Genomic DNA, 25533 nt, shown 5'->3' with positions numbered 1-25533 from the left:
CATATCCAGCTCCAGCCCGACCTCATCGACGGCTGCCTGGCAGGCACCAGACTGCCCCTCATCCAGCAGCCGACAACAACCCGAGGAAGTCAGTAATCGCTCAGGGGACTGTGCGATGGCGGGTGCAGGTTGTTCGTGGCTGGTCGCGCAGTTCCCCGCGCCCCTTTCGGGGCGCCTTGCTGATCCGGCAACCAGAGGACGAACGTCGCTCCCTCTCCCACCTTTGAAAACAGGCGTACCTGGCCTCCGTGTGATTCCACTATCTGCCTGACGATCGCCAGGCCCAGGCCCGCGTGTCTGTCGCGGCCGCTTGCCGGGTTCGCTCGCCAGAATCTGTCGAAGACCCTCGTCTGGTCGTCGTCCAGGATGCCGGGGCCCTCGTCGCGTACGGCCACCCAGAGCCAGCTGGTGGTTCTGCCCGCCGCGACCGTGATCAGCGTCCCCGGCGGAGACAGTCGTACGGCGTTCGAGAGCAGGTTGCCGACGGCGCGGCGCAGGGCGTCGTGGTCGCCGATGACGGTCAGGCCTGTGGTGAGGCGCTTGTGCAGGGTCAGGCCGCGTTCGACCGCCAGCGGGGCGAACTCCTCGCAGGCCTCCGCCGCCGCTGCCGCGAGGTCGACGTCGGCGTCGGCGAGGGCGGGGGCGTTGCGGCGGGCGGTGGCGAGGAGGTCTTCGACCAGGCGGGTCATGCGGGTGGTCGCCCGGTCCACGCTGCGGGCGGCCATGCGGCGTTCTTCCTCGTCCGAGTCCTCCGCGGTCAGCACCGCGTCCACGTTCGCGCGGATGATCGCCAGTGGGCTGCGCAGCTCGTGCGAGGCGTCGTCGATGAGCTGGCGCTGGGCGCGGAAGGCATCGTCGAGGCGTTCGAGCATGGAGTCGACGGTGTCGGCGAGGTCGCGCAGTTCGTCCTTGGGGCCCTGAAGGCGGATGCGCTGGGAGAGGTCGGTGGCCTGGATCTCGGCGGCGGTACGGGAGATGGAGCGGACCGGGCGCAGGGCGCGGCCGGAGAGGATCCAGCCCAGGGCGAGGCTGGCGACCGCGACGCCGCCGAGGACGGCGAAGGAGAAGCGGCGGAGGTTGGCGAGGGTCTCGTAGTTCACGGCGGCCTCGACCTCGGCGACCTTGACCGCGTCGAACTCCCCCACCTCCTCGCCGTTCACGATCTTCGTCACCGAGAACTGCTTGGTGACCGGGTGGGCCTCGCCGCTGCGTTCCACGGCGAGGTAGGTGGCGCCCAGGACGAGGGCGGTGAGGACGAAGAGGAGTCCGGAGTACAGGACGGTGAGCCGGAAGCGGATGGTGTGGGTGAAGGCGGGCAGGGCCTTGGGAAGAGACGGCCGTTTCATGGGGTCTCCTTGAGGCGGTAGCCCTGCCGGATCACCGTCTCGATGAGCGGTTCCTGTTCTCCGGTGACCTTGCGGCGCAGTGAACCGACCGTGACCCGCACGGTGTTGGTGAACGGGTCGGCGTACTCGTCCCAGACGTGTTCGAGGAGTTCCTCGGCCGGTACGACGCGGCCGGGGCGGGTCATCAGATAGTGCAGGACGCTGAACTCCTTCGGGGTGAGCTGGAGTCGGCGGTTGCCGCGGTAGGCCTCGAAGCGGGCGGTGTCCAGGCGGAGCTCGCCGACCTCGACGACCGCGGTGCCGCCGTCCTCGCGGCGCAGCAACGCCCTGATGCGGGCGAGGAGTTCGGGCAGCGCGAAGGGTTTGACGAGGTAGTCGTCGGCGCCCTCGTCGAGGCCGCGTACCCGGTCGGCGAGGCGGTCGCGGGCGGTGAGCATGAGGATACGGGGGCCGCCGGGGGTGGCCCGGATGGCGCGGCAGACCGAGAAGCCGTCGCCGTCGGGGAGGTTGAGGTCCAGCAGGACGAGGTCGTAGTCGTTGACGGCCAGTTTCTCGGTCGCGGAGTCGACGTCCGGGGCGACGTCGACGGCGTAACCCGCCCTGACCAGGCCGACCTTGAGCGCGACGACCAGGTCCTCCTCGTCCTCGACCACGAGCAGTCGCATGTCCGCCCCCTCGGTCTCCTCGGCATTCAGCCGCCGTCGATGATGGTGCGGGCCGCGGCCGCCGCGTCGCCGACGGGGATGGCGAAGCCGATGCCGATGGAGCCGCCCCTCTGCTGGTCCAACGTCGCGATGGCCGTATTGATGCCGATGACCCGCCCGTCGGAGTCGACCAGGGGCCCGCCGGAGTTCCCGGGGTTGATCGAGGCGTCGGTCTGCACCGCCCGCTGCTGCCGGCCACTCTCGCCCAGCCGCACGTCACGGTCCAGGGCACTGACGATCCCTGAGGTGACCGTGCCGCTGAGGCCGAGCGGGGAGCCGATGGCGAGGACGGTGTCGCCGACGCCGGGACGGGTGCCGGGCGTGGCCAGCTGGGCGGGGCGCAGTCCGCGCGCCGTCTCGGGCTGGAGGACGGCCACGTCGTGGTCCGGGTCGTCGCCGATCACCTCGGCGCTGAGCCGGCGGCCGTCCTGGAGCTCGACGGTCACGGTGGAACTGCCGTCCACGACATGGGCGTTGGTGAGGATCCGGCCGCGGGCGTCGAAGACGAATCCGGAGCCCTGGCCGTCGGGGGTGACCACGGAGACGACGCTGGGCAGGACGCGCGCGGCGACGGCTTCCAGGTCACCGGAGGGGCGGGCGGCGACGGCCGGGGCGGCGGGGTCGTCGTCGCCGAGGGTGCCGGCCGCGTATCCGGCGGCGCCGCCCGCGAGGACGGCGGCGAGGAGGGCGGTGGCGAGGGGACGGGGGGTGCGGGTGCCTTTGGGGGGCGGGGGCTTCGGGGTCTCGTACGGGGTGGGTACCGGTGGTGCGGTCGGGGTGGGGAGCGTCGGGGGGCGGCCGGCCAGGAAGGCGGGGCCGCGCGGGGTGCCGAGGCCGGTGGGCGGGGTGGGGGCCGGTGCGCCCGGGGGGCCGGAGTGCTCGGGGTGCGTCACGGCTGGCTCCTTGGTCGGGGGGATCGGTGAACCGGTGGCTGTCCTCAGGGCCGTTGCGGCGCCGGCCGGCTGCGCCGCGCTCCGGAGCCGCCGCGATCGGGCTTTCTCGGCCGCCCGTTCACGGCAGCCTCGAGAACCACAGCAACGACGTCGCCGCCGCGATCAGCGCGGTGCCGAGGCCCGCTGCCACGAACCACTGCCAGATCTCGCGTTCCTCGGTGCGGTGGCCGACGGAGCTGCCGATGTCGTCGTAGACGGCCTGGAGCTCCTCGCCCGTGGCGGCCTCGTGGTAGTCACCGCCCGTGACGGCGGCGAGGTTCTCCAACGCGGGTCCGTCGACGGGGACTTGGAGGACCCGGCCGTCGGGGAACTCGACGACGCCGTCTTCGGTGCCGTACGCGATCGTCGAGACCGGGATCTTCTCGGCGGCCGCTTCCCGTGCCGCCGACTCGACCGAGCGGCCCACCGTGTTGGAGCCGTCGGAGAGGAGCACGATGTGGGCCGGGGGCGGTTCGGTCTCGGCCTGTTTGTCGAGCGCGCGGATGGCGTTGCGGGCGGCGATGACGGCCTCGCCGATCGCGGTGCCCTGGCCGGTGGTGAGCTGCTGGATGGCCGAGCGGAGCAGGGCGCGGTCGGTGGTCGGCGGTACGGCGACCGTGGCGTTGCCGCTGAACGTGACCAGCCCGGTGTTGAAGCGTGCGGGCAGCCGGTCGACGAAGGCGAGGGCGGCGCGCTGGGCCGCCACGAACCGGGTGGGCTCCACGTCGGTGGCCTCCATGGACCCGGACGTGTCGAACGCGACGACGATCGTGGCCCGTTCGCGCGGGACCTGCACCTCGGCCGTCGGGCGGGCGAAACCCACCACCAGCAGGGCGAGCGTGGCGCAGAAGGCGCCCGCCGGGACGTGCTTTCGCCAGCCGGGCCGCGCGGGCGCGACCTTGTCGAGCAGGTCGAGATTGGTGAAGCGGACGGCGTACCGGCCGCGGCGGCGCTGCGTCAGCAGATACGCGACGATCAGCGCGGCGAGCGGCACCAGGAGCAGCAGCCAGCCCGGTGAACGCAGACCCATGATCCCTCCTTTCCCGCGAGCGGACGCGTCACGCGGCACCGCCTCCCGCTCGGCGCCGCTGGTCCTCGACGTACTTCACGACGTCCCGCACCCAGTCCCGGTCGGTGCGCAGCCGCAGGTGGGCTGCGCCGGCCCGGTGGATGGTCTGTTTGATCAGGGCCCGCTGCTCCAGCGCGGCCTCGGCGTACCGGTCGCGGAACTTCCGTGCGTGCGTGGGCACTTCACGTCGGCGTCCGGTCTCCGGGTCCACGAGGGTGAGCAACCCGACGGCGGGCAGCTCGAGTTCTCGCGGGTCGACCGTCTCGATCGCCAGTACCTGGTGGCGGCGGGCCACGGTCCGCAGCGGCCGCTCCCAGCCGGTCTCCAGGAAGTCGGAGACGACGGCGACGAGGCCTCTGGCGGGCAGCGCGCGCAGGGCGCCGAGCGCGTCGGCGAGGGTGCCGGTGGCGGCTCCCGGCTGGACGCGCGGGCGGTCCAGGGCGGCGCGCAGGATGGTGAGCAGGTGCTGTCTGCCGGTGCGCGGCGGGATGCGGCGGAGGCCGTGCGGACCGCGTCCATCGGGGGGATGACCCCCTGGCCCCCAGCCGGAGAAGATCGCGCCGAGCCGGTTGCCGGCCCGCTCGGTGAGGAAGGCCACGGCCGCCGCAGCGCCCACGGCCAGGTCCCGTTTCTCCATGCGGGCGGTGCCGAAGTCCATGCTCGCGGAGGCGTCGAGGACGATCCAGGTGGTGAGTTCGCGGTCGGCGAGGGTGAGGCGGACGTGCGGGACGGTGGTGCGAGCGGTGGCGTTCCAGTCCATCCGGCGTACGTCGTCGCCGATGACGTAGGGCCGGGTCTCCGCCGGCTCGCCGCCGGGGCCGGGGAAGAGGGAGGGGTGGTCGCCCTGGAGGAGCCCGTCGGGGTGCCGGGTGAAGAGCAACTCCAGGTGCTTCAGGGCTTGTTCGGGGGTGAGTTCACCCAGCGTGGGGGTCATGCGACGACCTCCCCGACGTCGGTGGCTGCCTGGCGGGGGCTGATCCGCGGCTGCTCCACGGCGGCGAGGACCTCGTCGACGATCTCGCCCGGTGTCACACCGTCGGCGAGCGCCTCGAAGGAGAGGACCAGCCGGTGGCCGATCACCTCGTGGGCCAGGTCGCCGATGTCCTCGGGGAGGACGTATCCGCGACCGCGCAGCAAGGCGAGCGCACGGGCCGCGGCGACCAGGCCGAGCGTGGCGCGGGGGCCCGCCCCGTGCGCCAGCCGCTGTGCCGGTCCGGCGAGTTCACGGGTCGCGCAGACCAGTCGTACGGCGTATTCGGCGATCGCGTGGTGCACGAACACCTCGTCGGCGGTGCGCTGGAGGGCGATGAGCCGGGCCGGGGTGAGGACGCGGCGGGGGCTGGGCGGGTCCACGCTCATCCGGTAGAGGATGGCCAGTTCCTCGGACTCGCTGGGTGCGGGTACCTCGACCTTGAGCAGGAAGCGGTCGCGTTGTGCCTCGGGGAGGCGGTAGACGCCCTCGGACTCGATGGGGTTCTGGGTGGCGAGGACGAGGAAGGGCTCGGGGACGGACAGGGTGGTGCCACCGATGGAGACCTGGTGCTCGCCCATGACCTCCAGGAGGGCGGACTGCACCTTCGCGGGGGCGCGGTTGATCTCGTCGGCGAGGACGACGTTGGCGATGACCGGGCCCGGTTCGATGTCGAACGCCTCTTGGGAGGGGCGGTAGATGCGGGTGCCGGTGATGTCGGAGGGGATGAGGTCGGGGGTGAACTGGAGGCGGGCGAAGTGGCCGCCGGCGACGTGGGCGAGGGTTTTTGCGGCGAGGGTCTTTGCTACGCCCGGGACGCCTTCGAGGAGGCAGTGGCCTCTTGCCAGGACCGCGGTGAACAGGCGTTCCACCATGCGGTCCTGGCCGACTATGACTCGCTTGACCTCGAAGAGGGCCTCTTCCAGGAGCTTGGCCTCCGGGGGTTCGGGGGTTGTCATGGAGGCAAGACCATCAGGCCGGGGCGAAAAGGGGCTTAAAGCCGTCGGATGTGGGGGCTGGTCGGGGTTCGGTTTGCGGCTGCCGGCCGGTGGGGGTTGATCGCGCCCACGCGGCGGAGCCGCACACCGACACAGCCCCGCGCCCCTAAACCCCGCCTTCCAGCCGTTGGTCCCGGAGCATGAACCACGCTGCTACCGCCGTCGCCAACAGGACCGCCGCGCCCACACCCGCCGCCAGCGACAGGCCGTCCACGAACGCCTGCCTCGCCGAGTCCAGCAGCGCCGCCGACTGCTGCGCCGGCATTCCCGCCGCAGCCTCCACCGCGCCGCCCAGCGACTCGTGCGCCCCTTGCGGTGTGCCCGCCGGGCCGGTGAAGTCGCGGTACACGCCCGTCACGATCGAGCCCAGCACCGCGATACCCAGGGCCGCGCCCAGTTCGTACGCCGTCTCCGAGACCGCCGACGCCGAGCCCGCCTGTTCCTTCGGCACGCTCGACAGGATCACGTCGGCCGTGACCGTGAAGGAGAAGCCGGCCCCGATGCCGACGACCAGCAGGGCCGCACCCAGCAGCGGGTAGCCCGTCGACTGGTCGAGCACTGTCAGCGCGGCCAGTGCCACACCCACCGCCGCCAGTCCGCCCGCGACCACCGAGCGGACCGAGAAGCGGCGGGCCGCGCGCCCGGCGATCAGGCCTGCCGCCACCGCGCCGATCGCCGCGGGGAGTTCGGCCAGGCCAGCCTCCAACGGGCGCCTGCCCTGGACGAGTTGCAGGTACTGGGACAGGAAGAACACCAGGCCCGACAGGCCGAGGATGGTGAGCAGATCGGCCAGGACCGCCGCGCTGAAGCCCCGGTTGCGGAACAGCCGCATGTCCAGCAGCGGCGTCGGCAGGGTGAGCTGGCGGCGGACGAACCAGACCAGCGCGCCCGCGCCGAGCAGGGCGACGGCGGCGGCCTCGCCGCCGATGCCGTGGGTGGCGGCCTCCTTGACGGCGTAGACCAGGGCGATCATGCCGATCAGGGACAGGGCCACGCTGAGCATGTCCCACGGACCCGGGTTCGGGTTCTTGGACTCCGGCAGCAGCTTGACGCCGACGACGACGAGGACCGCCATCACGGGCAGGTTGATGAGGAAGACCGAGCCCCACCAGAAGTGTTCGAGCAGGAAGCCGCCCGCGATCGGGCCGATCGCCGTACCGGCGGAGGCGGTCGCGCCCCAGATGCCCACGGCGAGGCTGCGTTCACGCGGATCGTGGAAGAGGTTGCGGATCAGGGCGAGGGTCGCCGGCATCAGCGTCGCGCCCGCCACGCCCAGCAGGGCGCGGGCGAGGATCATCAACTCCGGTGTCGTGGCGTAGGCGTTGAGGACGGATATCGCGCCGAACGCCGTGGCGCCGACGAGGAGGATCCTCTTGCGGCCTATGCGGTCGCCGAGGCTGCCCATCGAGACGAGCAGGCCGGCGATGACGAAGGAGTAGACGTCGCCGATCCAGAGGAGCTGGGTGCCCGACGGCTTCAGGTCCTCGCTGATGTAGGGGGTCGCGAGACCGAGGACGGTCGCGTCGACGGCCACCAGCAGCACGGCGAGCACGAGGACGGACAGCGCGAGCCACCGTCCGGGGCGCTTGGTCACCGCCTCGGTCGTCGACACCGGCTGCAAGGCGCTGGTCATGATTCCTCTCTCCGTAGTGCGCCGCCGAGCAACAGCTCGACGATCATGTAGGTGAAGTCCTTGGCGGCCACGCGGCCTTCCGACACCGCCCAGGCGCCGGAGGCCAGCAGGCCGTACACCGCCTCCGTCAGCCAGGCCGGCGTCAGGTCGATACGGAACTCGCCGCTCTCCTGTCCGCGCCGGAACAGCGCGGAGACGCGGTCGTCGATACGGGTCCAGCCCGCGTTCTGCTCCTCGCCCTCGAACAGCTGGTTCTCGGTGTAGAGGAAGGCGAGCAGGGCGGCGGCCGGTTCGATCTCGCGCACCAGCCGGCGTACGGCGTCGCTCGCGGGGCCTTCGTCGAGGCCGGCCGCGTCCAGGGCGGCCTCGCACTCGGCGATGCCGAGCGCCTCCAGGGCCCGTACGAGCGCGTCGCGCCCGGCGAACTGGCGGTGCAGGGTGGCGCGGCTGATCCCGGCGGCCTTCGCGACCTCGTCCATGGTCGCGGTGGATTTGCGGGTCAGCAGGGCCGCGGCGCTGCGCAGCACGTGGTCACGATCGACAGCCATGAGACAACGATAGCCCATGTGAGACATTCTTGTCTCACCACGGGCATGTGCGTCTCATGGCTGGCTGTCGAGCCGCGTTTCTGTCAGTGCCAGGGCAGCTGCCCGCGCCGCGCCCAGTACGCCCGCGGCTCCTCCACGAGCGTCGCGAGCCGGGTCAGCTGGTCCTCGTCGAGGTCGACGACGGCGGCGTGCAGGTTGGAGGCGAGCTGATTCGTCGTGGCGGCACCGGAGAGGACCACGCCCGCCCAGGGCCGGCGAAGGATCACCGCGAGGGCGACCGCGTCGCAGCCCAGGCCCGTCTCCGCGGCCACCGCCTTCAGGGCGTCCGGCGCGTACGGGTCCGCGAGCCTGCCGTTGGCCATGCCCTCCTTGACGATCACCGTCAGTCCGGCGTCGTGGGCCTCGGCGAGGGCGGGGGCGGCCGAGGTCTCCAGGGCGTTGTAGGTGGACTGGACCGTTCGGAAGAGGGGCTCGCCGTCGACCGTCACGGCGAGGGCGGCGCGGATGGCGTCGGCCTGGGCGGGGCCGCTGGTGGAGAAGCCGATGCTCACGCCCGCGGCGGCCGCTTCGGCCAGCTTCGCGTGGAGTTCCTTGTCGGTGAGGGCCGGGCTGTCCGGGGTGACCGAGTGGATCTGGTACAGGTCCAGGCGGTCGCCGAGGAGTTCGGCGGTTTCGCCGCGCTGGCGGACGTAGGTCTGGACGCTGTGGTCCTTGACCTCGTGCTGCTCGGCGTCGGTGGTCCAGCCGGCCGTGTAGGTGTAGCCCCATTTGCTGCCTACGACGATGTCGTCGATGTCGGGGCGGGCGTTGAGCCAGTCGGCGAGGAACTCCTCGGAGCGGCCGTAGGAGCGGGCGGCGTCGAAGTAGCGGACGCCCTGGAAGTAGGCGGCGTCGAGGAGTTCGTGGGTGCGTTTGCGGAGCGCTTCGACGCTGCGGTTCTCTCCGAGGGCTTCGTCGCGGCCGAGGTTGATGTAGCCGGGGCGACCGACTGCGGCGAGGCCAAGGCCGATGTGGCAGGTGGGGGTTGTCGCTGTTGCCAGGCGGGCGAAGGGCATCGCGGGCTCCGTTCGGTCGGTTCCTTACGGCTTCGACCAACGTAACCCGCGATGACCTTCGCTTCAGAGCTCGGGTGGTGCGGTGCGTTCGCGAGTGCGGGTGCTTCGTGGTTGCTCGCGCAGTTCCCCGCGCCCCTATCGGGGCGCTTTCCTTAGGCCTTCTTGGCCGTTGCCCACTCGTGCTGTGCCGCCACGTTCGCCTTCACCTCTGCCAGTTGGATCGCCACCGCGCTCGGTGCCGTGCCGCCGCGGCCGTTGCGGGAGGCCAGCGCGCCCGGCACGTTGAGTACCGTCCGCACCTCCGGCGTCAGATGGGCGCTGATCTTCGCGAACTGTTCGTCCGTCAGGTCGCCCAGCTCCTTGCCCTCGGCCTCGGCGGCCTTGACGCACTCGCCGGCGACCTCGTGGGCGACGCGGAAGGGGACGCCCTGCTTGACCAGCCACTCGGCGATGTCGGTGGCGAGGGAGAAGCCGGCCGGGGCCAGTTCCTCCATGCGCTCGCGGTGGACGGTGAGGGTGGCCATCATGCCGGTGAAGGCGGGAAGGAGGACCTCGAGCTGGTCGCAGGAGTCGAAGACCGGCTCCTTGTCCTCCTGGAGGTCGCGGTTGTACGCCAGCGGGAGCGCCTTGAGCGTGGCCATGAGGCCCGTCAGGTTGCCGATGAGGCGGCCGCTCTTGCCGCGCGCCAGCTCCGCGATGTCCGGGTTCTTCTTCTGCGGCATGATCGACGAGCCGGTCGAGAACGCGTCGTGCAGGGTCACGAAGGAGAACTCCTTCGTGTTCCAGATGATGATCTCCTCGGCGATCCGGGAGAGGTTCACACCGATCATCGCGGTGATGAAGGCGAACTCGGCGACGAAGTCACGCGACGCCGTGCCGTCGATCGAGTTGCCGACGCTGCCGTTCTCGAAGCCGAGGTCCTTCGCCACCGCCTCCGGGTCCAGGCCCAGGGAGGAGCCGGCCAGGGCGCCCGAGCCGTACGGGGAGACCGCCGTCCGCTCGTCCCACTGACGCAGCCGCTCCGCGTCCCGGGACAGGGACTGCGCGTGCGCGAGGACATGGTGGGCGAAGAGCACCGGCTGGGCGTGCTGGAGGTGGGTGCGGCCGGGCATCGCCACGTCCGGGTGGGCCTCGGCCAGGCCGACCAGCGCGTCCTGGAGGTCGGCGATCAGGCCGCCGATGATCCGGGCGTGGTCCCGGAGGTACATCCGGAACAGGGTCGCGACCTGGTCGTTGCGGGAGCGGCCGGCGCGGAGCTTGCCGCCGAGGTCGGGGCCGAGGCGCTCCAGGAGGCCGCGCTCCAGAGCGGTGTGGACGTCCTCGTCGGCGATGGTGCCCACGAAGGAGCCGTCGGCGACGTCTGCCGCGAGCTGGTCCAGGCCCGCGATCATCCGCGTCAGCTCGTCGTCCGTGAGCAGCCCCGCCTTGTGGAGCACGCGCGCGTGGGCACGCGAACCGGCGATGTCGTAGGGCGCCAGCCGCCAGTCGAAGTGGACGGACGCGGACAGCTTCGCCAGGGCCTCGGCGGGACCGTCGGCGAAACGGGCGCCCCAGAGCCGGACATCACCGCTGTTGCTGCTCACTTGCGTTGCTCCTAGAGAGGGTGTGGCGCCTTCACTGTCATGCATGAGTATGCAGTGCTATGCATGATTCGTCAATTGCGGGCGGTTCGGCCGCGAATTTGAAGATCCTTTGAACGCGGGTAACCGCTTACCCGTACTTGCCGCCGAACGCAGGCGCCGCGTTTGTACACGACGACACCCCCGACCCTTGTGAGGCATCAGCATGTCCAGGGCTCTTCCGAAGTACAACAAGCGCCGCGTCGCGTTGATCGGCGGTGCCACCGCCCTCGTGCTGACCGGTGCGGTGATCGCCGGTTCCGCCCTCGCCGGGGAGACCTCCAAGGGCAACGGCACGACCAACGCGCAGACCCTCGCCGGCCCGGGCACCATCAGCTGCCCGGACGTGGCCTCCCAGCTCCCCGCGATCCCCGCGACCGCGCAGGCCGAGGTCGACCGCAACATCGCCCTCCTCCAGACCCAGATCGACGAGGCCAACCAGCGTCTGATCGACACGGTCGGCCAGGGCGGACCCAACTTCGTCCAGAACGCCATCCTCGGCCCGCTGGAGGACAAGCGGATCGCCGTGGTCAACCGCATCGCCACCGCCATCGGCCGCACCGCCGACCGCCCGGCGGGCCTGGAGGCACTCGCGCCCTGCACCCTGAACGCGGGCGGTGTCGCCGAGGAAGAGGCGGGAGCGGGCGAGGAGGCCGGCGCCGGCGAGGAGGCCGAGGCCGCCCCGAGCGCCACGGCGTCGGACGCCGCGGAGGGCGCCGGCGAGGAGGCGGGCAACGAGGCCAGCGGGGACGCGGGCAACGCCGGCGTCGGGACCATCAGCTGCCCGGACGTCGCCTCCCAGCTCCCCGCGATCCCGGCGACCGCGCAGGCCGAGGTGGACCGCAACCTCGCCCTCCTCCAGACGCAGATCGACGAGGCCAACAAGCGCCTGGTCGACACCGTCGGCCAGGGCGGACCGAACTTCGTCCAGAACGCCATCGTCGGCCCGCTGGCCAGCAAGCGCACCGCCGCCATCGAGCGCATCGCCATCTCCATCGGCCGTACCGCCGAGAAGCCGCAGGGCCTGGAATCCCTCGCCGCCTGCACGGTCACCCAGTGACGTGACAGGTGCTGCGGCCGCCCCGACTCCAGCGCCGGCCGGGGCGGCCACGGCGATGCCGTTCAGGACTCCGCCAGGACGTTCTGCGAAACGGATGCCGCAATTCATTAGACAGGCGAAAGAGTCGCACCCATAATCGTTAGACATGGGAAAGATCTATGAACGCATAGACGGCAGGCTGCGCACCTTCATCGAGGCGCAGCCTCTTTTCTTCACCGCGACCGCCCCGCTCTCCGGGGACGGCACGGTCAACCTCTCCCCCAAGGGCCTCAAGGGCTCTTTCGCGGTTCTGGACGAACTCACCTTCGCCTACCTGGACTTCGCGGGCTCCAACGCCGAGACGGTCGCGCATCTGCGGGAGAACGGCCGGATCACCCTGATGTGGTGCGCGTTCGAGGGCCCGCCCAACATCGTCCGGGTCCACGGCCGCGGCGAGGCGGTCCTGCGGGACGACCCGCGCTTCAAGGAACTCCTCGGCCGCTTCCCCGACATCGACCCGAGCCTGCACGGACTGCGGGCGATCATCGTCGTGACGGCCGAGACGATCCGCGACTCCTGCGGCTACGCGGTGCCCTTCATGACGTACGACGAGGACCGCGACCTGCACGCCAGGCGCTTCGCACGCGAGGACGACGACTCGCTGAGCGCCTACTTCGCCACGCGGCAGATCGCCACGAGCCTGGATGGCCTACCCGGGCTGCCGCTGCCGCTGCCGCCCTCTACGGTCTGAGCCATGGCCTCCCCCGCCGTCGCCACGGCCCTCGTGTCCGCGTCCCTTCTCGTACTCGGTGCCGCGCCCGGCGGCGGGCAGCCCCTGCCCGCCCGTATGGCCGACACCGGGGGCGGCACGCAGTTGATCACCGCGGTCGCCGCGCGGTCCGGCTCCACCACCGGCACGCTCACCTGGTGGGATCTGCGCGACGGGCAGTGGGTGCGGGCCGGTTCGGCCAAGGCCCGGTTCGGGGCGAACGGCCTCGTCGAGGGAGCCTCGCGCAAGCAGAACACCAGCACCACACCGACGGGGCTCTACCACCTGCCGTACGCCTTCGGCATCAAGGCGGCGCCGGGCGGGACGTCGTACAAGTACCGTGCCGTGCGCGCGAAGTCCTGGTGGTGCCAGGACAACGACTCGCGCTCCTACAACCGTTGGAGCGAGCCCCGCGCCAAGGACTGCCGGGCCGCCGAGTCCGAGCGTCTGATCTCGTACCCGAAGCAGTACGCCCACGCCATGGTCATCGGCTTCAACTACACCGAGCCCGTGCGCGGCCGGGGCGCCGGGATCTTCCTCCATGTCAACGGCAGCGGGGCGACGGCGGGTTGTGTGTCGGTGGCCGCGGACGCCATGCGGCGGATCCTCAAGTGGGCCGACCCGGACGACGATCCGCACATCGCGATCGGCACGACGAGCGGGCGGACGGCGATCACCCGGTACTGAGGGTTACCCCGAGTCACTCGAGTCCACCTCGAACTCGAACGGGCACTGAACACACCGGCGTCGCCGCACGTACCTCTGGGCCAAGGGACCACGCCACCCCCCTTGCCCCGCTCCCGGAGGAACCGTGACCACCACGCTCGCAGGCGGCCGCGCCGCCCGCCGCCAGACGATGCGCCGCATCCGCCCGCGCCGCTCCCCGGCCGTCCCCCTGGTGATCGCCCTGTGCGCGGGCGCGGCCGCGGTGCTGTGGCTGTGGTGGGACAACACCCCGTCCCTCGCGGACAACACCGCCAAGATCCTCGCCGCGGGGCGGATCACCGGTCTGCTCGCCGGCTACCTCATGGCACTCGTCGTGCTCCAGATGGCCCGGGTGCCCGCCCTGGAACGGCGGGTCGGCTCGGACCGGGTGGCGCGCTGGCACGCGATGAGCGGCCGCTACACGATCTTCCTGGTCGTCGCGCATGTCTTCCTCACCATGTGGGCGTACGCGCTTCAGGCCGGCAAGTCGCTCGGCGACGTGGTCCAGCAGACGATCGACTCGGTCAACACCCTGCCCGACATGGGCAAGGCGGGCATCGGCACCCTGCTGCTGTTCGCCATCGCGTTCCTCTCGATCGGCGGGATCCGCCGGATCATCGGGTACGACACCTGGTACCACATCCACCTGCTGACCTACGCGGTCGTGTACCTGACGTTCTGGCACCAGATCAGCACCGGCAACGAGTTCGCCGTGCAGCCGGCCGCGAAGACCTTCTGGTACGGGCTGTACGGCGTGGTCACGGCGCTGGTGGTCTGGTACCGGATCCTCACCCCGATCCGTCTCAACCTGCGGCACCGGATGTATGTCGAGGCGGTCATCGAGGAGACGCCGGGCATCGTGTCGGTGCTCATCGGCGGCAAGAAGCTGCACCGGATGGGCGCGGAGGCGGGGCAGTTCTTCCGGTGGCGGTTCAAGGCGCCGGGCATGCGGTTCAGCTCGCACCCGTACTCGCTGTCGGCGGCCCCCCGCCCGGACATGCTGCGGATCACGGTCAAGGCGATCGGCGACCACACCGAACGGCTGCGCGAGCTGACGCCCGGCACCAAGGTGTGGGCCGAGGGCCCGTACGGCGCCCTCACCGCCCAGCGCCGCAGCCGCGGCAAGGTGCTGCTGGTCGCGGGCGGGGTCGGCATCACGCCGATGCGGGCGCTGTTCGAGACGCTGCCCGGGGCGTCCGGTGACATCACCCTGCTCTACCGGGCCAACAGCACCCAGGACCTGGCGCTGTGGGACGAGCTGGCCGCCATCGCCGACGAGCGGGGCGCCCGGCTGATGTACGCGGTCAACAGTCCGGACGGTGAGCGGCCCGACATCTCGGCGGAGCGGCTGCAACAGAAGCTGCCGGACATCGACGAGCACGACGTCTTCATGTGCGGGCCGCCCGGCTTCGCGCAGGGCGTGTACGAGGCACTGCGCGGCGCGGGTGTACCCGCCCGCCGCATCCATCACGAGTCGTTCGAGATGTGAGCGACGGGAACTTCAAGGACTTCAGGAGCTGTTGAAGCGATGAGGAAGAGTCACCCCCTTCGGCGTGTCGTCCTGGCCGGCGTCGCCACGGTCTCCGGGATCGTGGTGCTGCTGTCCCTGAAGCCGGGGACCGCCGCGACCGACGCGTCCGCGGCCGGCGGCGCGGCCCCGCAGCAGTCCGCGGCGGCCCAGGAGTCCGCGCAGGGCGGCGCCCAGGCGGCCACCGGCACGGCCACCGGGGACGCCGTGGACACCCAGTACGGGGCCATCCAGGTCCGTATCACCTTCGTCAACAACAAGATCACCAAGGCCGAGACGGTCCAGCAGCCCAAGGGCGGCCAGAGCGACCAGATCACCGGCAACGCGGTGCCGAAGCTCAACGCGGCCACGCTCGCCAAGCAGAGCGCGCAGATCGACACGGTCTCCGGGGCGACCTACACCAGCGAGGGCTACAAGAAGTCGCTCCAGTCCGCCATCGACAAGGGCAACGCGGCGGCCGCGTCGGGAGCGTCCTCGCCGGCCCCCTCGAAGAGCCCGGGCAACGCCCAGGCCGCGGCCCCCAAGACCGTCACCGGCGCCGTCTCGCAGACCCAGTACGGGCCCGTCCAGGTCCGTGTCACCGTCGCCAACGGCAAGATCACCAAGGCCGAGGCGGTCCAGCAGCCCAAGGGCGGCCAGAGCGACCAGGTCAACGGCAACGCCATCCCGAAGCTCAACCAGGCGGCGGTGGCGGCGGGCAACGCCGACATCGACGCGGTGTCGGGCGCGACCTACACGAGCGCCGGCTACAAGCAGTCCCTGCAGTCGGCGCTGGACCAGGCCGGTGGCTGACACGGTGGCCGAACCGGCAGAAGCTCCCGCCGCGGTGCGTCACACGGAGGAGGTCATGGGGACCGTCTTCTCCTTCGACGTCCGCGGCGGGGAACCGGCCGCCGTCGAGGCGGCCCTGGCGAAGGCGGTCGCGGGTCTGCACCGCGCCGACGCCGTCTTCAGCACGTACCGCGACGACAGCCAGATCTCCCGGCTGGTCCGCGGTGAACTGACGGTCGACGACTGCGACCCCGAGGTCGCCGAGGTCCTGGCCCTGGGCGCCAAGGCCGAGGAAGCGAGCGACGGCTGGTTCAGCCTGCGCTACGAGGGCCGGCTGGACCCGACGGGCATCGTCAAGGGCTGGGCCGTGGAACGCGCGGCACGCACCCTCTCCGAGGCCGGCGCGACCGGGGTGAGCCTCAACGGCGGCGGCGACGTACAGCTGCTGGGGACGCCGGGGCCGGCGCGCCCGTGGCGGGTGGGAGTGGCCGATCCGCTGCGGCCGGGGGGCCTGGCGGCGGTGGTCTCGGCGGCGGGCACGACCGAACTGGCCGTGGCGACATCCGGTACGGCCGAGCGCGGCGCCCACATCGTCGACCCCCGCACGGGCCGCTCGGCGGTCACGGACCTGGTCGCGGTGACGGTGGTGGCCCCGAGCGTGACGTGGGCGGACTGCTGGGCGACAGCGGCGTTCGCGATGGGGTCGCGGGAGGGCCTGCGCTGGCTGGAGTCGCTGCCGGACGTGGAGGCACTGCTGATCACAGCGGGCGACGAGGTCAGGTGCACCGGGGGCTTGGCTTCAAGACTGGGCTGAGTGGATCGACCTCAGGGGCGCGGGGAACTGCGCGACCAGCCACAGACGACCCGCACCCGGCCCCTTTCGTCACCACCCCACTCAGTGGCCGTTCTGTGCCAATCGCAGGAGATGCTCGGCCAACGCCTGCCCGCCCATGGGATCCCGGCTGATCAACATCAACGTGTCGTCCCCCGCGATCGTCCCGAGAATGTCATGCAGCTCGGCCTGATCGATCGCCGACGCCAGAAACTGCGCAGCACCGGGCGGCGTCCGCAGCACGACCAGGTTCGCGGACGCCTCCGCGGAGATCAGCAGCTCCTGGGAGAGCCGCCGCATCCGCTCCTCCTTGGCGGACTCCCCCAGCGGCGCCCGAGGAGTACGGAAACCGCCCTCGCTCGGCACCGCGTAGATCAGGTCACCGTCGGTGTTGCGGATCTTCACCGCGTTCAGCTCGTCCAGGTCCCGGGAGAGCGTCGCCTGGGTGACGCTCAGCCCGTCGTCGGACAGCAGCTTCGCCAACTGGCTCTGCGAACGCACCGGTTGCCGGTTGAGGATGTCCACGATCCGGCGGTGCCGTGCGGTGCGGGTCTGCGGTACGGCGGGCCCGTGGGCCTGCTCGTGATCCTGCGCCTGGCTCATCGACGTCTCATCTCTCCGGCTCATCCATCCCCGTTGGCCACGTCCAGAACGCCCGGCAGCGCCTGGAGCAGCGCCGCCACGTCGTCGTCGCCGAGGTTCAGCGGTGGCATCAGTCGTACGACATCGGGGGCGGGCGCGTTCACCAGGAAACCGGCGTCCTGAGCCGCCTGCTGCGCCTGGGGCGCGAGCGGCTCGGTGAGCACGATACCCAGGAGGAGGCCGGAGCCCCGGACGTGGGAGACGAGCGGGTGCCCCAGTGCCTCGATTCCGTCGCGCAGCGCACCGCTCTGCCGCTTGACGTTGTCGAGCAGCCCCTCGTTCGCGATGGTGTCCAGCACGGCGAGTCCGGCGGCGCAGGCGACCGGGTTGCCGCCGAACGTCGTGCCGTGGTGGCCGGGCTGGAACAGCTCGGCGGCCCGCCCGAAGGCGACGGTCGCGCCGAGCGGCAGGCCGCCGCCGAGCTGCTTGGCGAGGGTGACGATGTCCGGCAGGACGCCTTCGTGGGCCTGGTACTCGAACCAGTGCCCTGTCCGGCCGATCCCGGTCTGCACCTCGTCCAGCACCAGCAGCGCGCCCTTGGCCGCCGTGATCGCCCGGGCCGCCTTGAGGTAGCCGGCGGGCGGCATGATCACGCCGTTCTCGCCCTGGATCGGCTCGATGACGACGAGGGCGGTGTCCTCGGTGACCGCGGCGGCCAGCGCCTGCGCGTCGCCGTAGGGCACGTGCGTGACGTCACCCGGCAGCGGCAGGAACGGCTCCTGCTTGGCGGGCTGGCCGGTGAGGGCGAGGGCGCCCATGGTCCGGCCGTGGAAGCCGCCGCTGGTGGCGACCATGTGGGTCCGCCCGGTCAGCCGGCCGATCTTGAAGGCGGCCTCGTTGGCCTCGGCGCCGGAGTTGCAGAAGAAGACCTTGCCGTCCCGCCCGAAGTGCTGGAGGAGCCGTTCGGCGAGGGCGATGGTGGGCTCGGCCATGAAGAAGTTGGAGATGTGGCCGATCGAGGCGATCTGCGTGCTGACGGCCTCGACGATCGCCGGGTGGGCGTGGCCGAGCGCGTTGGTGGCGATGCCGCCGACGAAGTCGTAGTACTGCTTGCCCTCGGTGTCCCAGACCTTGAGGCCCTCACCGCGGACGAGGGGCAGCCGGGGGGTGCCGTAGTTGTTCATGAGCGAGCCCTGCCACCGCTGGGTGAGCTCCTGGTTCCCGGTCATTCCCCATCCCCCTCTGCCGCGTCCGGCACGACCATCGTGCCGATGCCTTCATCGGTGAAGATCTCCAGCAGGATCGAGTGCTGGACCCGCCCGTCGATGACCCGAGCCGTGGTGACGCCGTTGCGCACGGCGTGCAGACAGCCCTCCATCTTCGGGACCATGCCGGAGCTCAACTCCGGCAGCAGCTTCTCCAGTTGGGAAGCCGTGAGGCGGCTGATCACCTCGTCGCTGTTCGGCCAGTCCTCATAGAGACCCTCGACGTCCGTGAGGACCATGAGAGTTTCCGCTCCCAGAGCAGCCGCGAGTGCCGCAGCCGCCGTATCAGCATTGACGTTGTAGACATGTCCGTCGTCCTGGCTACGGGCGATCGACGAGACGACCGGGATCCGGCCGTCGGCGAGGAGTGCCTCGATCGCGCCCGTGTCGATCGCGGTGATCTCGCCCACCCGCCCGATGTCGACCAACTCGCCGTCGATCTCAGGCTGGTGCTTGGTGGCGGTGATGGTGTGCGCGTCCTCGCCGGTGAGTCCCACGGCGAGAGGTCCGTGCTGGTTGAGGAGCCCGACGAGCTCCCGCTGCACCTGCCCGGCGAGCACCATCCGTACGACGTCCATGGCGTCCTCGGTGGTGACGCGCAGGCCGGCCTTGAACTCGCTGACGATGCCGGCCTGGTCGAGGGCGGCGCTGATCTGCGGGCCGCCGCCGTGCACGACGACCGGCTTGAGGCCGGCGTGGTGCAGGAAGACGACGTCCTGGGCGAAGGCGGCCTTGAGGTCCTCGTCGATCATGGCGTTGCCACCGAACTTGATGACGACCGTCTTGCCGTTGTGGCGGGTCAGCCAGGGCAGCGCCTCGATGAGGATCTGGGCCTTCGGCAGTGCCTTGTGCTTCCTGGTCTCGCTCATGAGGAGTACGCGCTGTTCTCGTGGACGTAGTCGGCGGTGAGGTCGTTGGTCCAGATGGTGGCGGTCTCGGCGCCCGCGGCCAGGTCGGCGACGATGTGCACCTCGCGGTAGCGCATGTCGACCTTGTCGCGGTCCTCGCCGACCCCGCCGTTCTTGCAGACCCAGACGCCGTTGATGGCGACGTTGAGCTGGTCCGGCTCGAAGGCGGCCTTGGTGGTGCCGATCGCGGAGAGCACGCGGCCCCAGTTGGGGTCCTCGCCGTGGATCGCGCACTTGAGGAGGTTGTTGCGGGCGATGGAGCGGCCCACCTCGACGGCGTCGGCCTCGGTCGCGGCGTTGACCACCTCGACCTTGATGTCCTTGCTGGCGCCCTCGGCGTCCCGGATGAGCTGCTGACCGAGGTCGTCGCAGACGGCCCGTACGGCCTCGGCGAACTCCTCGTACCCCGGGGTGACCTCGGCGGCACCGGAGGCGAGCAGCAGCACGGTGTCGTTGGTGGACATGCAGCCGTCGGAGTCGACCCGGTCGAAGGTCGTGTGCGTGGCGGCGCGCAGCGCCTTGTCCAGGACGTCGCTCTCGACGTCGGCGTCGGTGGTGAGGACGACGAGCATCGTGGCGAGGCCGGGGGCGAGCATGCCCGCGCCCTTGGCCATGCCGCCCACGGTCCAGCCGTCCTTGGTGACGACGGAGGTCTTGTGGACGGTGTCGGTGGTCTTGATGGCGATGGCGGCCTTCTCGCCACCGTGCTCGGAGAGCTGGGCGGCGACCGTCTCGACTCCGGGGAGCAGCTTGTCCATCGGAAGCAGCACACCGATGAGCCCGGTGGACGCGACCGCCACCTCTCCGGCACCGATGCCCAGCACGTCGGCGACCTTCTCCGCGGTGGCGTGGGTGTCCTGGAAGCCCTTGGGACCCGTACAGGCGTTGGCGCCGCCGGAGTTGAGGACGACGGCCGTCAACTGGCCGCTCTTCAGCACCTGCTCGGACCACAGGACCGGAGCGGCCTTCACACGGTTGGAGGTGAAGACGCCCGCGGCGGCGCGGCGCGGCCCGGTGTTGACCACGAGGGCCAGGTCCGGGTTGCCGTTCTCCTTGATCCCGGCGGCGATGCCCGCCGCCGTGAATCCCCTGGCTGCCGTGACGCTCACGGTGCGACTCCGATCGTGGAAAGCCCGGTGGACTCGTCGAGTCCGAGGGCGATGTTCATGCTCTGTACGGCACCGCCCGCGGTGCCCTTGGTCAGGTTGTCGATGGCGCTGATGGCGATGATGCGGCCGGCGGCCTCGTCGTACGCGACCTGGATCTGAACGGCGTTGGAACCGTAGACGGACGCCGTGGCAGGCCACTGCCCCTCGGGGAGGAGGTGGACGAAGGGCTCGTCGGCGAGTGCCTTCTCGTAGGCGGCGCGGACGGACTCGGCGGTGACGCCGGGCTTCGCCTTGGCGCTGCATGTGGCGAGGATGCCGCGGGACATCGGCGCGAGGGTGGGCGTGAAGGAGACGCTCACCGCAAAACCGGCCGCCGCGCTCAGGTTCTGGATCATCTCGGGCGTGTGCCGGTGGCCGCCGCCGACGCCGTACGGCGACATGGAGCCCATGACCTCGCTGCCCAGCAGATTGGCCTTGGGCGCCTTGCCGGCGCCGGAGGTCCCGGAGGCGGCGACGATCACGGCCTCGTTCTCGGCGATTCCGGCGGCGTAGGCCGGGAAGAGCGCCAGCGACACGGCGGTGGGGTAGCAACCGGGCACCGCGATGCGCTTGGACCCCTCCAGCGCGGCGCGGGCGCCCGGAAGTTCGGGGAGCCCGTACGGCCAGGTGCCGGCGTGCGGGGAGCCGTAGAACTTCTCCCAGTCGGCGGCTTCCTTGAGCCGGAAGTCGGCGCCCATGTCGACGACGAGGACGTCCGGGCCGAGCTGCTCGGCGACGGCGGCGGACTGTCCGTGGGGCAGGGCGAGGAAGACGACGTCATGGCCGGCGAGGACGTCGGCCGTGGTCTCCTGGAGCACGCGGTCGGCGAGCGGGAGCAGGTGCGGCTGGAGCGCGCCCAGCTTCTGCCCGGCGTTGGAGTTGCCGGTCAGGGCGCCGATCTCGACCTCGGGGTGCGCCAGGAGCAGCCGCAGGACTTCGCCGCCCGCGTATCCGCTCGCTCCGGCCACTGCCGCACGTACCGCCATGGAATCCTCCTCTTGGATGGCATGACTATACGTTTCGATGCACGTTTATGCAATCTCGGCAGTCTCCGCCTTGGGCACCATGATCCGCCGGGAGACGACGAAGGTCACCGGGATCGCCGCCAGGGAGGCGAGCAGGGGGGCGTACCGGCTGTCGAGGTGGAGGAGATCGACGAGCACGTAGACACCTGCCGTGGTGACCAGGAAATTCGCGGCGTTGGTGAGGGGGAACAACAGGAATTTCCGCAGGGTCGGACGGGTGCGATAGGTGAACCGGGCATTGAGGAAAAAGGATCCGGTCATACTGAGCAGGGTCGCGAGAACATGTGCGACGAGATAGGGGAAGCGGGTCAGGAGCACGAGGTACGGACCGTAGTAGGTGCCTGTGTTCACGACCCCGATGACCGCGAATGTGAGAATCTGCCGCGACATCACGGAACGAGGTCCTTCGCCGGCTCCGTATTGGTCGCCTTCACCAGGAAATGCGGGCGCCCCTTGACCTCGTAGTAGATCCGCCCGGTGTACTCACCGATCACCCCGAGCATGATCATCTGCACTCCGGCAACCCCGGTGACGGCGGTGATGATGGTGACATAGCCGGGTGTCTGCACTCCGTGGATGAGCGCGGCCCCCACGATCCAGGCGGTGTACAGCCCGGCGACGGTCAGCAGCCCCATGCCGAGGTAGAGGGCGGCGCGCAGCGGGCGGTTGTTGAAGGAGAGCAGCCCGTCGAGCCCGTAGTTGAGCAGGCCCCGCATGCTCCAGGAACTGCGGCCGTGGGCGCGTACGGCGTTGGTGTACTCGAACGTGGTGCCGGGGAAGCCCACCCAGGCGAACAGGCCCTTGGAGAAGCGGTTGGACTCGGTCAGGTCCAGCACCGCGTCCACCACCCGCCGCGACAGCAGCCGGAAGTCGCCGACGCCGTCCACGAGTTCCACGTCCACGAGACGGTTCACGAGCCGGTAGTAGAGCCGGGCGGTGAGGGTGCGGGTCATCCGGTCGCCGGTCCTGGTGCGCCGGGCGATCACCTGGTCGTAGCCCTGGGCACGCAGCTCCACCATCCGTTTGATCAGCTCCGGCGGGTGCTGGAGGTCCGCGTCCATGACGACGACGGAGTCCCCCGAGGCGTGCCGCAGTCCGGCGAGCAGCGCCGCCTCCTTGCCGAAGTTGCGGCTGAAGGAGACGTACCGCACGCGCGGGTCCTGTCCGGCCAGCCGCTCCAGCACGGCGAGCGTGCGGTCGCGGCTGCCGTCGTCGACGTACACGAACTCGACGTCATGGCCGAGCGGCAGCAGTTCCTCCGCCACCTTCTGCACCTCTTCGTGGAAGCGTTCGAGGACGTCTTCCTCGTTGTAACAGGGTGCGACGATCGATATGAGCATGGTTCTTCCCCCTGGTACGCGGTCAGCGAGCGTCGGTCACGCGCTCGCGTGGTCGTGCGGTGATGGACTGGGACGCCGGTGGCCACGCGAGCCGCCGACGGCGGAGTGCGGTGGCGGCGCCGAGCACGAGCAGGGTCAGCAGCGACACGCCCCCCACGGCGACGCCAAGGCGCAGCCCGGGCGGATGGAACGTGCAGGTCAGAGTGGTCGAGGAGGCGTCCAGCGGTACGGCGATCAGGCCGTGGTACGCCTGTGCCGGTACGGCGGTGGCGTCGCCCGTGGCACAGCGCCAGCCCGCGATGCGGGGAGCCGCCACGACGGCGATTCCCTTGCTGCCCGCGGGGAGTTCGGCCCGCAGTGTGGCGCCGGAGACGCTCACCCGGGTGGCGCCGGTGGCCCTGAGGCGCTCGGCGGCGGTGTGCAGCCGGTCGGTGTCCAGGCAGCCGACGGCGCCCTCGGGGATGCGGCCGGCCCGGTCGGGCGCCAGCTCGATCGTCAGCCGCCCGGAGGATGGGACCGCTCCCAGGCGCTGCATGGCGGCGATCTTCTTGCCGTCGCCGTCCGACCGGAACCGTCCGGTCGGACCGTCGTCCAGCCGCGCGGCGCCGTTGAAGTGCGGCGCCCACAGATAGACCTCGTCGCCGGCCGGGCACTGGGTCGTGATCGTCGGCTTCCGCTCGCTTCCGGGAGCGGGGGCGCCGACGAGGAGGCCGGTGGCGCCGCGGCTCGGGGGCTTGCCGGTGCCCGTGCGGACGGTGATACGGGGGACCGTGTAGACGCGGGTGCCGAGCAGCAGTTCCTGGTTGCGGTAGGGCGAGGGGCCGAAGGCGGCGCGGGACGCGTCGGAGGGCCGTACCGTCACCAGCGGCGGCACGTCCTGCCGGGTGACGGTGAGCCGCTCGCCGTTCTGCGGGAACCAGTTCTGGTGCGGGTCGGGCGGGGAGTGCACGCGGGCGCCGACCGAGAAGACGACGTCGGTGACGGCGTTGTCGAGGCTCTGCAGGCTGCGGCCCCGTGAGGTCCAGCCGCCACCGAGGGCGGTGAGGGTGCGGCTGAGGACGTCCGAGGTGAGGCTGCTGTAGTACTGGGCGCCCTGGCCGCCCACCAGGAGCGGGTCGTTGGAGACCGTCTGGTCCCGGCCGGGGTCGGTGCGGTACCGGGGCCAGCCGTCGGCCTGTGCGATCGCCTCCGCCTGCCGCTGCTGCCGGGCTCCCCAGGGCGCGTAGTCGTCCAGGTGCCCGTAGCGCAGCCGGGTCGCTTCGGCGGAGGTGGCCACCGCCTCGCCGAACTGTCCGCCGAACAGCAGCGCCAGGGCCAGCCCGGCGATCACCGTGCGGTGTCCGCCGTCGGCGCGGCACAGCAGGGCGAGTCCGCCCAGCGCGCCCACGACGGCGAGGAGCAGCACCGCCCAGGTGACGGTGTGCTGCGCGATGGGGCTGCGGCCTGCGGCGACGGCGATCAGGGCGAGCAGACCGCCCGCCGCGCCCAGAGCGCGCGGGTCGGGCGGGCCGTACGAGAGCGCGTGCCAGGCGGCGATCACCAGCAGCGCGCACAGGACGAAGGTCTGGCGGTACGGGCTGCCCTGCGGGGTGGCGAAGGCGTGCCAGAGCAGATGGGTCGGGCCCCACTGGAGCGAGAGGGGCACGAGGACGGCCAGCAGTGTCCACCCGGCGCGCACCCGCCGGGGCACCGCCCGGTGGAAGGGCAGCGCCAGGGCGAGCAGCAGCGCGGCGGTCCCCACGTACAGGGCGGGGCTGCCGAAGGTGTACGTCGTCGGCAGCAGCCGGGCGAGCAGGTCCTGCGTCGGTACGGGCGCGAAGTCCACGACCCGGCCGGGGTAGGCGTGCTCGGTGCCGAAGTACACGACGGCCACCAGCGGTGCGGCCAGGCCCACGCCGAGGGCGACGGTGGCGACGGCGCGGCCCGCCGCCACGAGCCGTCTGCGGACCGTGAGGTCGGACAGCCACAGCCGGAGCAGCAGCACCAGTCCGGCGCCGAGGGTGGCCATGTACGCGGTGTAGAAGTTGGCGATCCAGGCGAGGGCCACGATCAGCGTGCCGAGGAGCGGGCGGCGCTTTTGGAGCGTCCACTCGCCGACCAGGCACAGCAGCGGCAGGGCGACGAGGCCGTCGAGCCACATCGGGTTGTACGAGGCGACCGCCACGCTCCAGCCGCACAGCGCGTAGGAGGCGCCCACCAGTCCCGCCGCCCACCAGCGGCCCGGGCGCAGGGCGAGCAGCAGGAAGGCCATGGCGGCGCCCGCGGACGCCGTCTTCAGCACGGTGATCACATACACCGCGAGGTCGATCTCGTCGCGTGGAAACACGGCGACGAGCAGGGCGAACGGGCTGCTGACGTAGGTGCCGAGGTCGGGCAGGAAGCTCGCGCCGTATCCGGACCGCCAGTTGACGAGGAGACCGCCGTCGGCCCTGCCGTGCAGCAGGTCCCACAGGTGTGCGTGGAACGGCACGTACTGGTTGCCCAGGTCGTTGACGCTCCGGGTGCGGGGGCCGAAGGGGTAGCTGTGGGCGAGGGCGTCGGCGGCGCAGAAAGCGGTGACGGTGATGACGGCCGCGAGCAGCGCCGCGGCCTGCCTCGGCCGTGCCGGAGAGGTTATCCGTTTCACACCGTATTCCTGTCCGGACATCGCCGCGAGTTCCTGTGGATTCGCCGACTTAGACGGCCCGAGTTTCCGGTTGGTTGTGCCGTCCACAAAAATGGATGCGGTGAATTCCGAATACAGGTGA

General features: G+C 71.1%; 24 protein-coding genes. 6 read left to right on the top strand and 18 right to left on the bottom strand.

Annotated features, from left to right (window positions below):
* Window positions 1–89: 89 nt before the first annotated feature.
* From ACFY0U_RS29530 to argH, 10 genes are all read right to left on the bottom strand, one after another.
* Window positions 90–1346 (bottom strand): sensor histidine kinase, encoded by a 1257-nt coding sequence (locus ACFY0U_RS29530; protein WP_388640975.1) that lies wholly within the window; start codon window positions 1344–1346, stop codon window positions 90–92.
* On the bottom strand, window positions 1343–2011 hold the full coding sequence (locus ACFY0U_RS29525; protein WP_388640974.1) for a response regulator transcription factor: 669 nt from the start codon (window positions 2009–2011) through the stop codon (window positions 1343–1345). Before ACFY0U_RS29525 ends, ACFY0U_RS29530 begins: the two co-directional genes overlap by 4 nt.
* 26 nt (window positions 2012–2037) lie before the next feature.
* On the bottom strand, window positions 2038–2943 hold the full coding sequence (locus tag ACFY0U_RS29520; RefSeq protein WP_388640972.1) for a S1C family serine protease: 906 nt from the start codon (window positions 2941–2943) through the stop codon (window positions 2038–2040).
* Between the two features lie 118 nt (window positions 2944–3061).
* Window positions 3062–4012, bottom strand: coding sequence for a VWA domain-containing protein (locus ACFY0U_RS29515; protein ID WP_388640970.1), 951 nt, complete (start codon window positions 4010–4012; stop codon window positions 3062–3064).
* Window positions 4013–4040: 28 nt separating this feature from the next.
* Window positions 4041–4985, bottom strand: coding sequence for a DUF58 domain-containing protein (locus ACFY0U_RS29510; RefSeq protein ID WP_388640969.1), 945 nt, complete (start codon window positions 4983–4985; stop codon window positions 4041–4043).
* Window positions 4982–5980: an AAA family ATPase gene (locus tag ACFY0U_RS29505; RefSeq protein WP_388640968.1), complete on the bottom strand. Its 999-nt coding sequence runs from the start codon at window positions 5978–5980 to the stop codon at window positions 4982–4984. Before ACFY0U_RS29505 ends, ACFY0U_RS29510 begins: the two co-directional genes overlap by 4 nt.
* Window positions 5981–6125: 145 nt before the next feature.
* Window positions 6126–7652 (bottom strand): MFS transporter, encoded by a 1527-nt coding sequence (locus ACFY0U_RS29500; RefSeq protein ID WP_388640966.1) that lies wholly within the window; start codon window positions 7650–7652, stop codon window positions 6126–6128.
* Window positions 7649–8200 carry a TetR/AcrR family transcriptional regulator gene (locus tag ACFY0U_RS29495; protein WP_388640964.1) on the bottom strand — a complete coding sequence of 184 codons (552 nt, stop codon included), beginning with the start codon at window positions 8198–8200 and terminating at the stop codon, window positions 7649–7651. The genes ACFY0U_RS29500 and ACFY0U_RS29495 overlap by 4 nt, the downstream gene beginning before the upstream one ends.
* Before the next feature lie 83 nt (window positions 8201–8283).
* Window positions 8284–9255 carry an aldo/keto reductase gene (locus tag ACFY0U_RS29490; RefSeq protein WP_388640962.1) on the bottom strand — a complete coding sequence of 324 codons (972 nt, stop codon included), beginning with the start codon at window positions 9253–9255 and terminating at the stop codon, window positions 8284–8286.
* 152 nt (window positions 9256–9407) lie between these two features.
* Window positions 9408–10838, bottom strand: coding sequence for an argininosuccinate lyase (argH, locus tag ACFY0U_RS29485; RefSeq protein ID WP_388640960.1), 1431 nt, complete (start codon window positions 10836–10838; stop codon window positions 9408–9410).
* A 202-nt stretch (window positions 10839–11040) separates the two neighbouring features.
* Here argH and ACFY0U_RS29480 point away from each other — a divergent pair, with 202 nt between their 5' ends.
* From ACFY0U_RS29480 to ACFY0U_RS29455, 6 genes are all read left to right on the top strand, one after another.
* Window positions 11041–11934, top strand: a complete 894-nt coding sequence (locus ACFY0U_RS29480) for a hypothetical protein (protein WP_388640958.1) — start codon at window positions 11041–11043, stop codon at window positions 11932–11934.
* A gap of 145 nt (window positions 11935–12079) precedes the next feature.
* The gene (locus tag ACFY0U_RS29475) at window positions 12080–12664 is read left to right on the top strand and encodes a pyridoxamine 5'-phosphate oxidase family protein (protein ID WP_388640956.1); all 585 of its coding nucleotides are present in this window, start codon (window positions 12080–12082) and stop codon (window positions 12662–12664) included.
* Window positions 12665–12667: 3 nt separating this feature from the next.
* On the top strand, window positions 12668–13369 hold the full coding sequence (locus ACFY0U_RS29470) for a L,D-transpeptidase (protein ID WP_388640954.1): 702 nt from the start codon (window positions 12668–12670) through the stop codon (window positions 13367–13369).
* A 124-nt stretch (window positions 13370–13493) separates the two neighbouring features.
* Window positions 13494–14876 (top strand): ferric reductase-like transmembrane domain-containing protein, encoded by a 1383-nt coding sequence (locus ACFY0U_RS29465; protein WP_388640952.1) that lies wholly within the window; start codon window positions 13494–13496, stop codon window positions 14874–14876.
* A gap of 39 nt (window positions 14877–14915) precedes the next feature.
* Window positions 14916–15707 carry an FMN-binding protein gene (locus ACFY0U_RS29460; RefSeq protein WP_388640950.1) on the top strand — a complete coding sequence of 264 codons (792 nt, stop codon included), beginning with the start codon at window positions 14916–14918 and terminating at the stop codon, window positions 15705–15707.
* The gene (locus tag ACFY0U_RS29455; protein WP_388640948.1) at window positions 15700–16500 is read left to right on the top strand and encodes an FAD:protein FMN transferase; all 801 of its coding nucleotides are present in this window, start codon (window positions 15700–15702) and stop codon (window positions 16498–16500) included. The genes ACFY0U_RS29460 and ACFY0U_RS29455 overlap by 8 nt, the downstream gene beginning before the upstream one ends.
* Window positions 16501–16581: 81 nt before the next feature.
* Here ACFY0U_RS29455 and ACFY0U_RS29450 read toward each other — a convergent pair whose 3' ends face one another.
* From ACFY0U_RS29450 to ACFY0U_RS29415, 8 genes are read right to left on the bottom strand one after another with little or no spacing between them, the layout of a single operon-like run.
* Window positions 16582–17121 carry an arginine repressor gene (locus ACFY0U_RS29450; protein ID WP_388640946.1) on the bottom strand — a complete coding sequence of 180 codons (540 nt, stop codon included), beginning with the start codon at window positions 17119–17121 and terminating at the stop codon, window positions 16582–16584.
* 20 nt (window positions 17122–17141) lie between these two features.
* Entirely contained in the window at window positions 17142–18329 is a 1188-nt protein-coding gene (locus ACFY0U_RS29445) for an acetylornithine transaminase (protein WP_388640945.1), read from the bottom strand.
* Window positions 18326–19234 (bottom strand): acetylglutamate kinase, encoded by a 909-nt coding sequence (gene argB, locus ACFY0U_RS29440; protein ID WP_388640943.1) that lies wholly within the window; start codon window positions 19232–19234, stop codon window positions 18326–18328. The genes ACFY0U_RS29445 and argB overlap by 4 nt, the downstream gene beginning before the upstream one ends.
* Window positions 19231–20382: a bifunctional glutamate N-acetyltransferase/amino-acid acetyltransferase ArgJ gene (argJ, locus tag ACFY0U_RS29435; protein ID WP_388640942.1), complete on the bottom strand. Its 1152-nt coding sequence runs from the start codon at window positions 20380–20382 to the stop codon at window positions 19231–19233. The genes argB and argJ overlap by 4 nt, the downstream gene beginning before the upstream one ends.
* A complete protein-coding gene (gene argC / locus ACFY0U_RS29430; protein ID WP_388640940.1) occupies window positions 20379–21407 on the bottom strand; it encodes an N-acetyl-gamma-glutamyl-phosphate reductase in 1029 nt (342 codons plus the stop codon). The genes argJ and argC overlap by 4 nt, the downstream gene beginning before the upstream one ends.
* A gap of 45 nt (window positions 21408–21452) precedes the next feature.
* Window positions 21453–21836 carry a GtrA family protein gene (locus ACFY0U_RS29425; protein ID WP_388640939.1) on the bottom strand — a complete coding sequence of 128 codons (384 nt, stop codon included), beginning with the start codon at window positions 21834–21836 and terminating at the stop codon, window positions 21453–21455.
* Window positions 21836–22786 carry a glycosyltransferase family 2 protein gene (locus ACFY0U_RS29420; protein ID WP_388640937.1) on the bottom strand — a complete coding sequence of 317 codons (951 nt, stop codon included), beginning with the start codon at window positions 22784–22786 and terminating at the stop codon, window positions 21836–21838. The genes ACFY0U_RS29425 and ACFY0U_RS29420 overlap by 1 nt, the downstream gene beginning before the upstream one ends.
* Before the next feature lie 22 nt (window positions 22787–22808).
* Window positions 22809–25433, bottom strand: a complete 2625-nt coding sequence (locus ACFY0U_RS29415; protein WP_388640935.1) for a YfhO family protein — start codon at window positions 25431–25433, stop codon at window positions 22809–22811.
* Window positions 25434–25533 lie beyond the last annotated feature (100 nt).

This window comes from Streptomyces sp. NPDC001536 (assembly GCF_042894505.1).
GTDB lineage: Bacteria > Actinomycetota > Actinomycetes > Streptomycetales > Streptomycetaceae > Streptomyces.
Note: the sequence above shows the minus strand (reverse complement) of the source record. Positions and strands in the feature narration are given on the sequence as shown.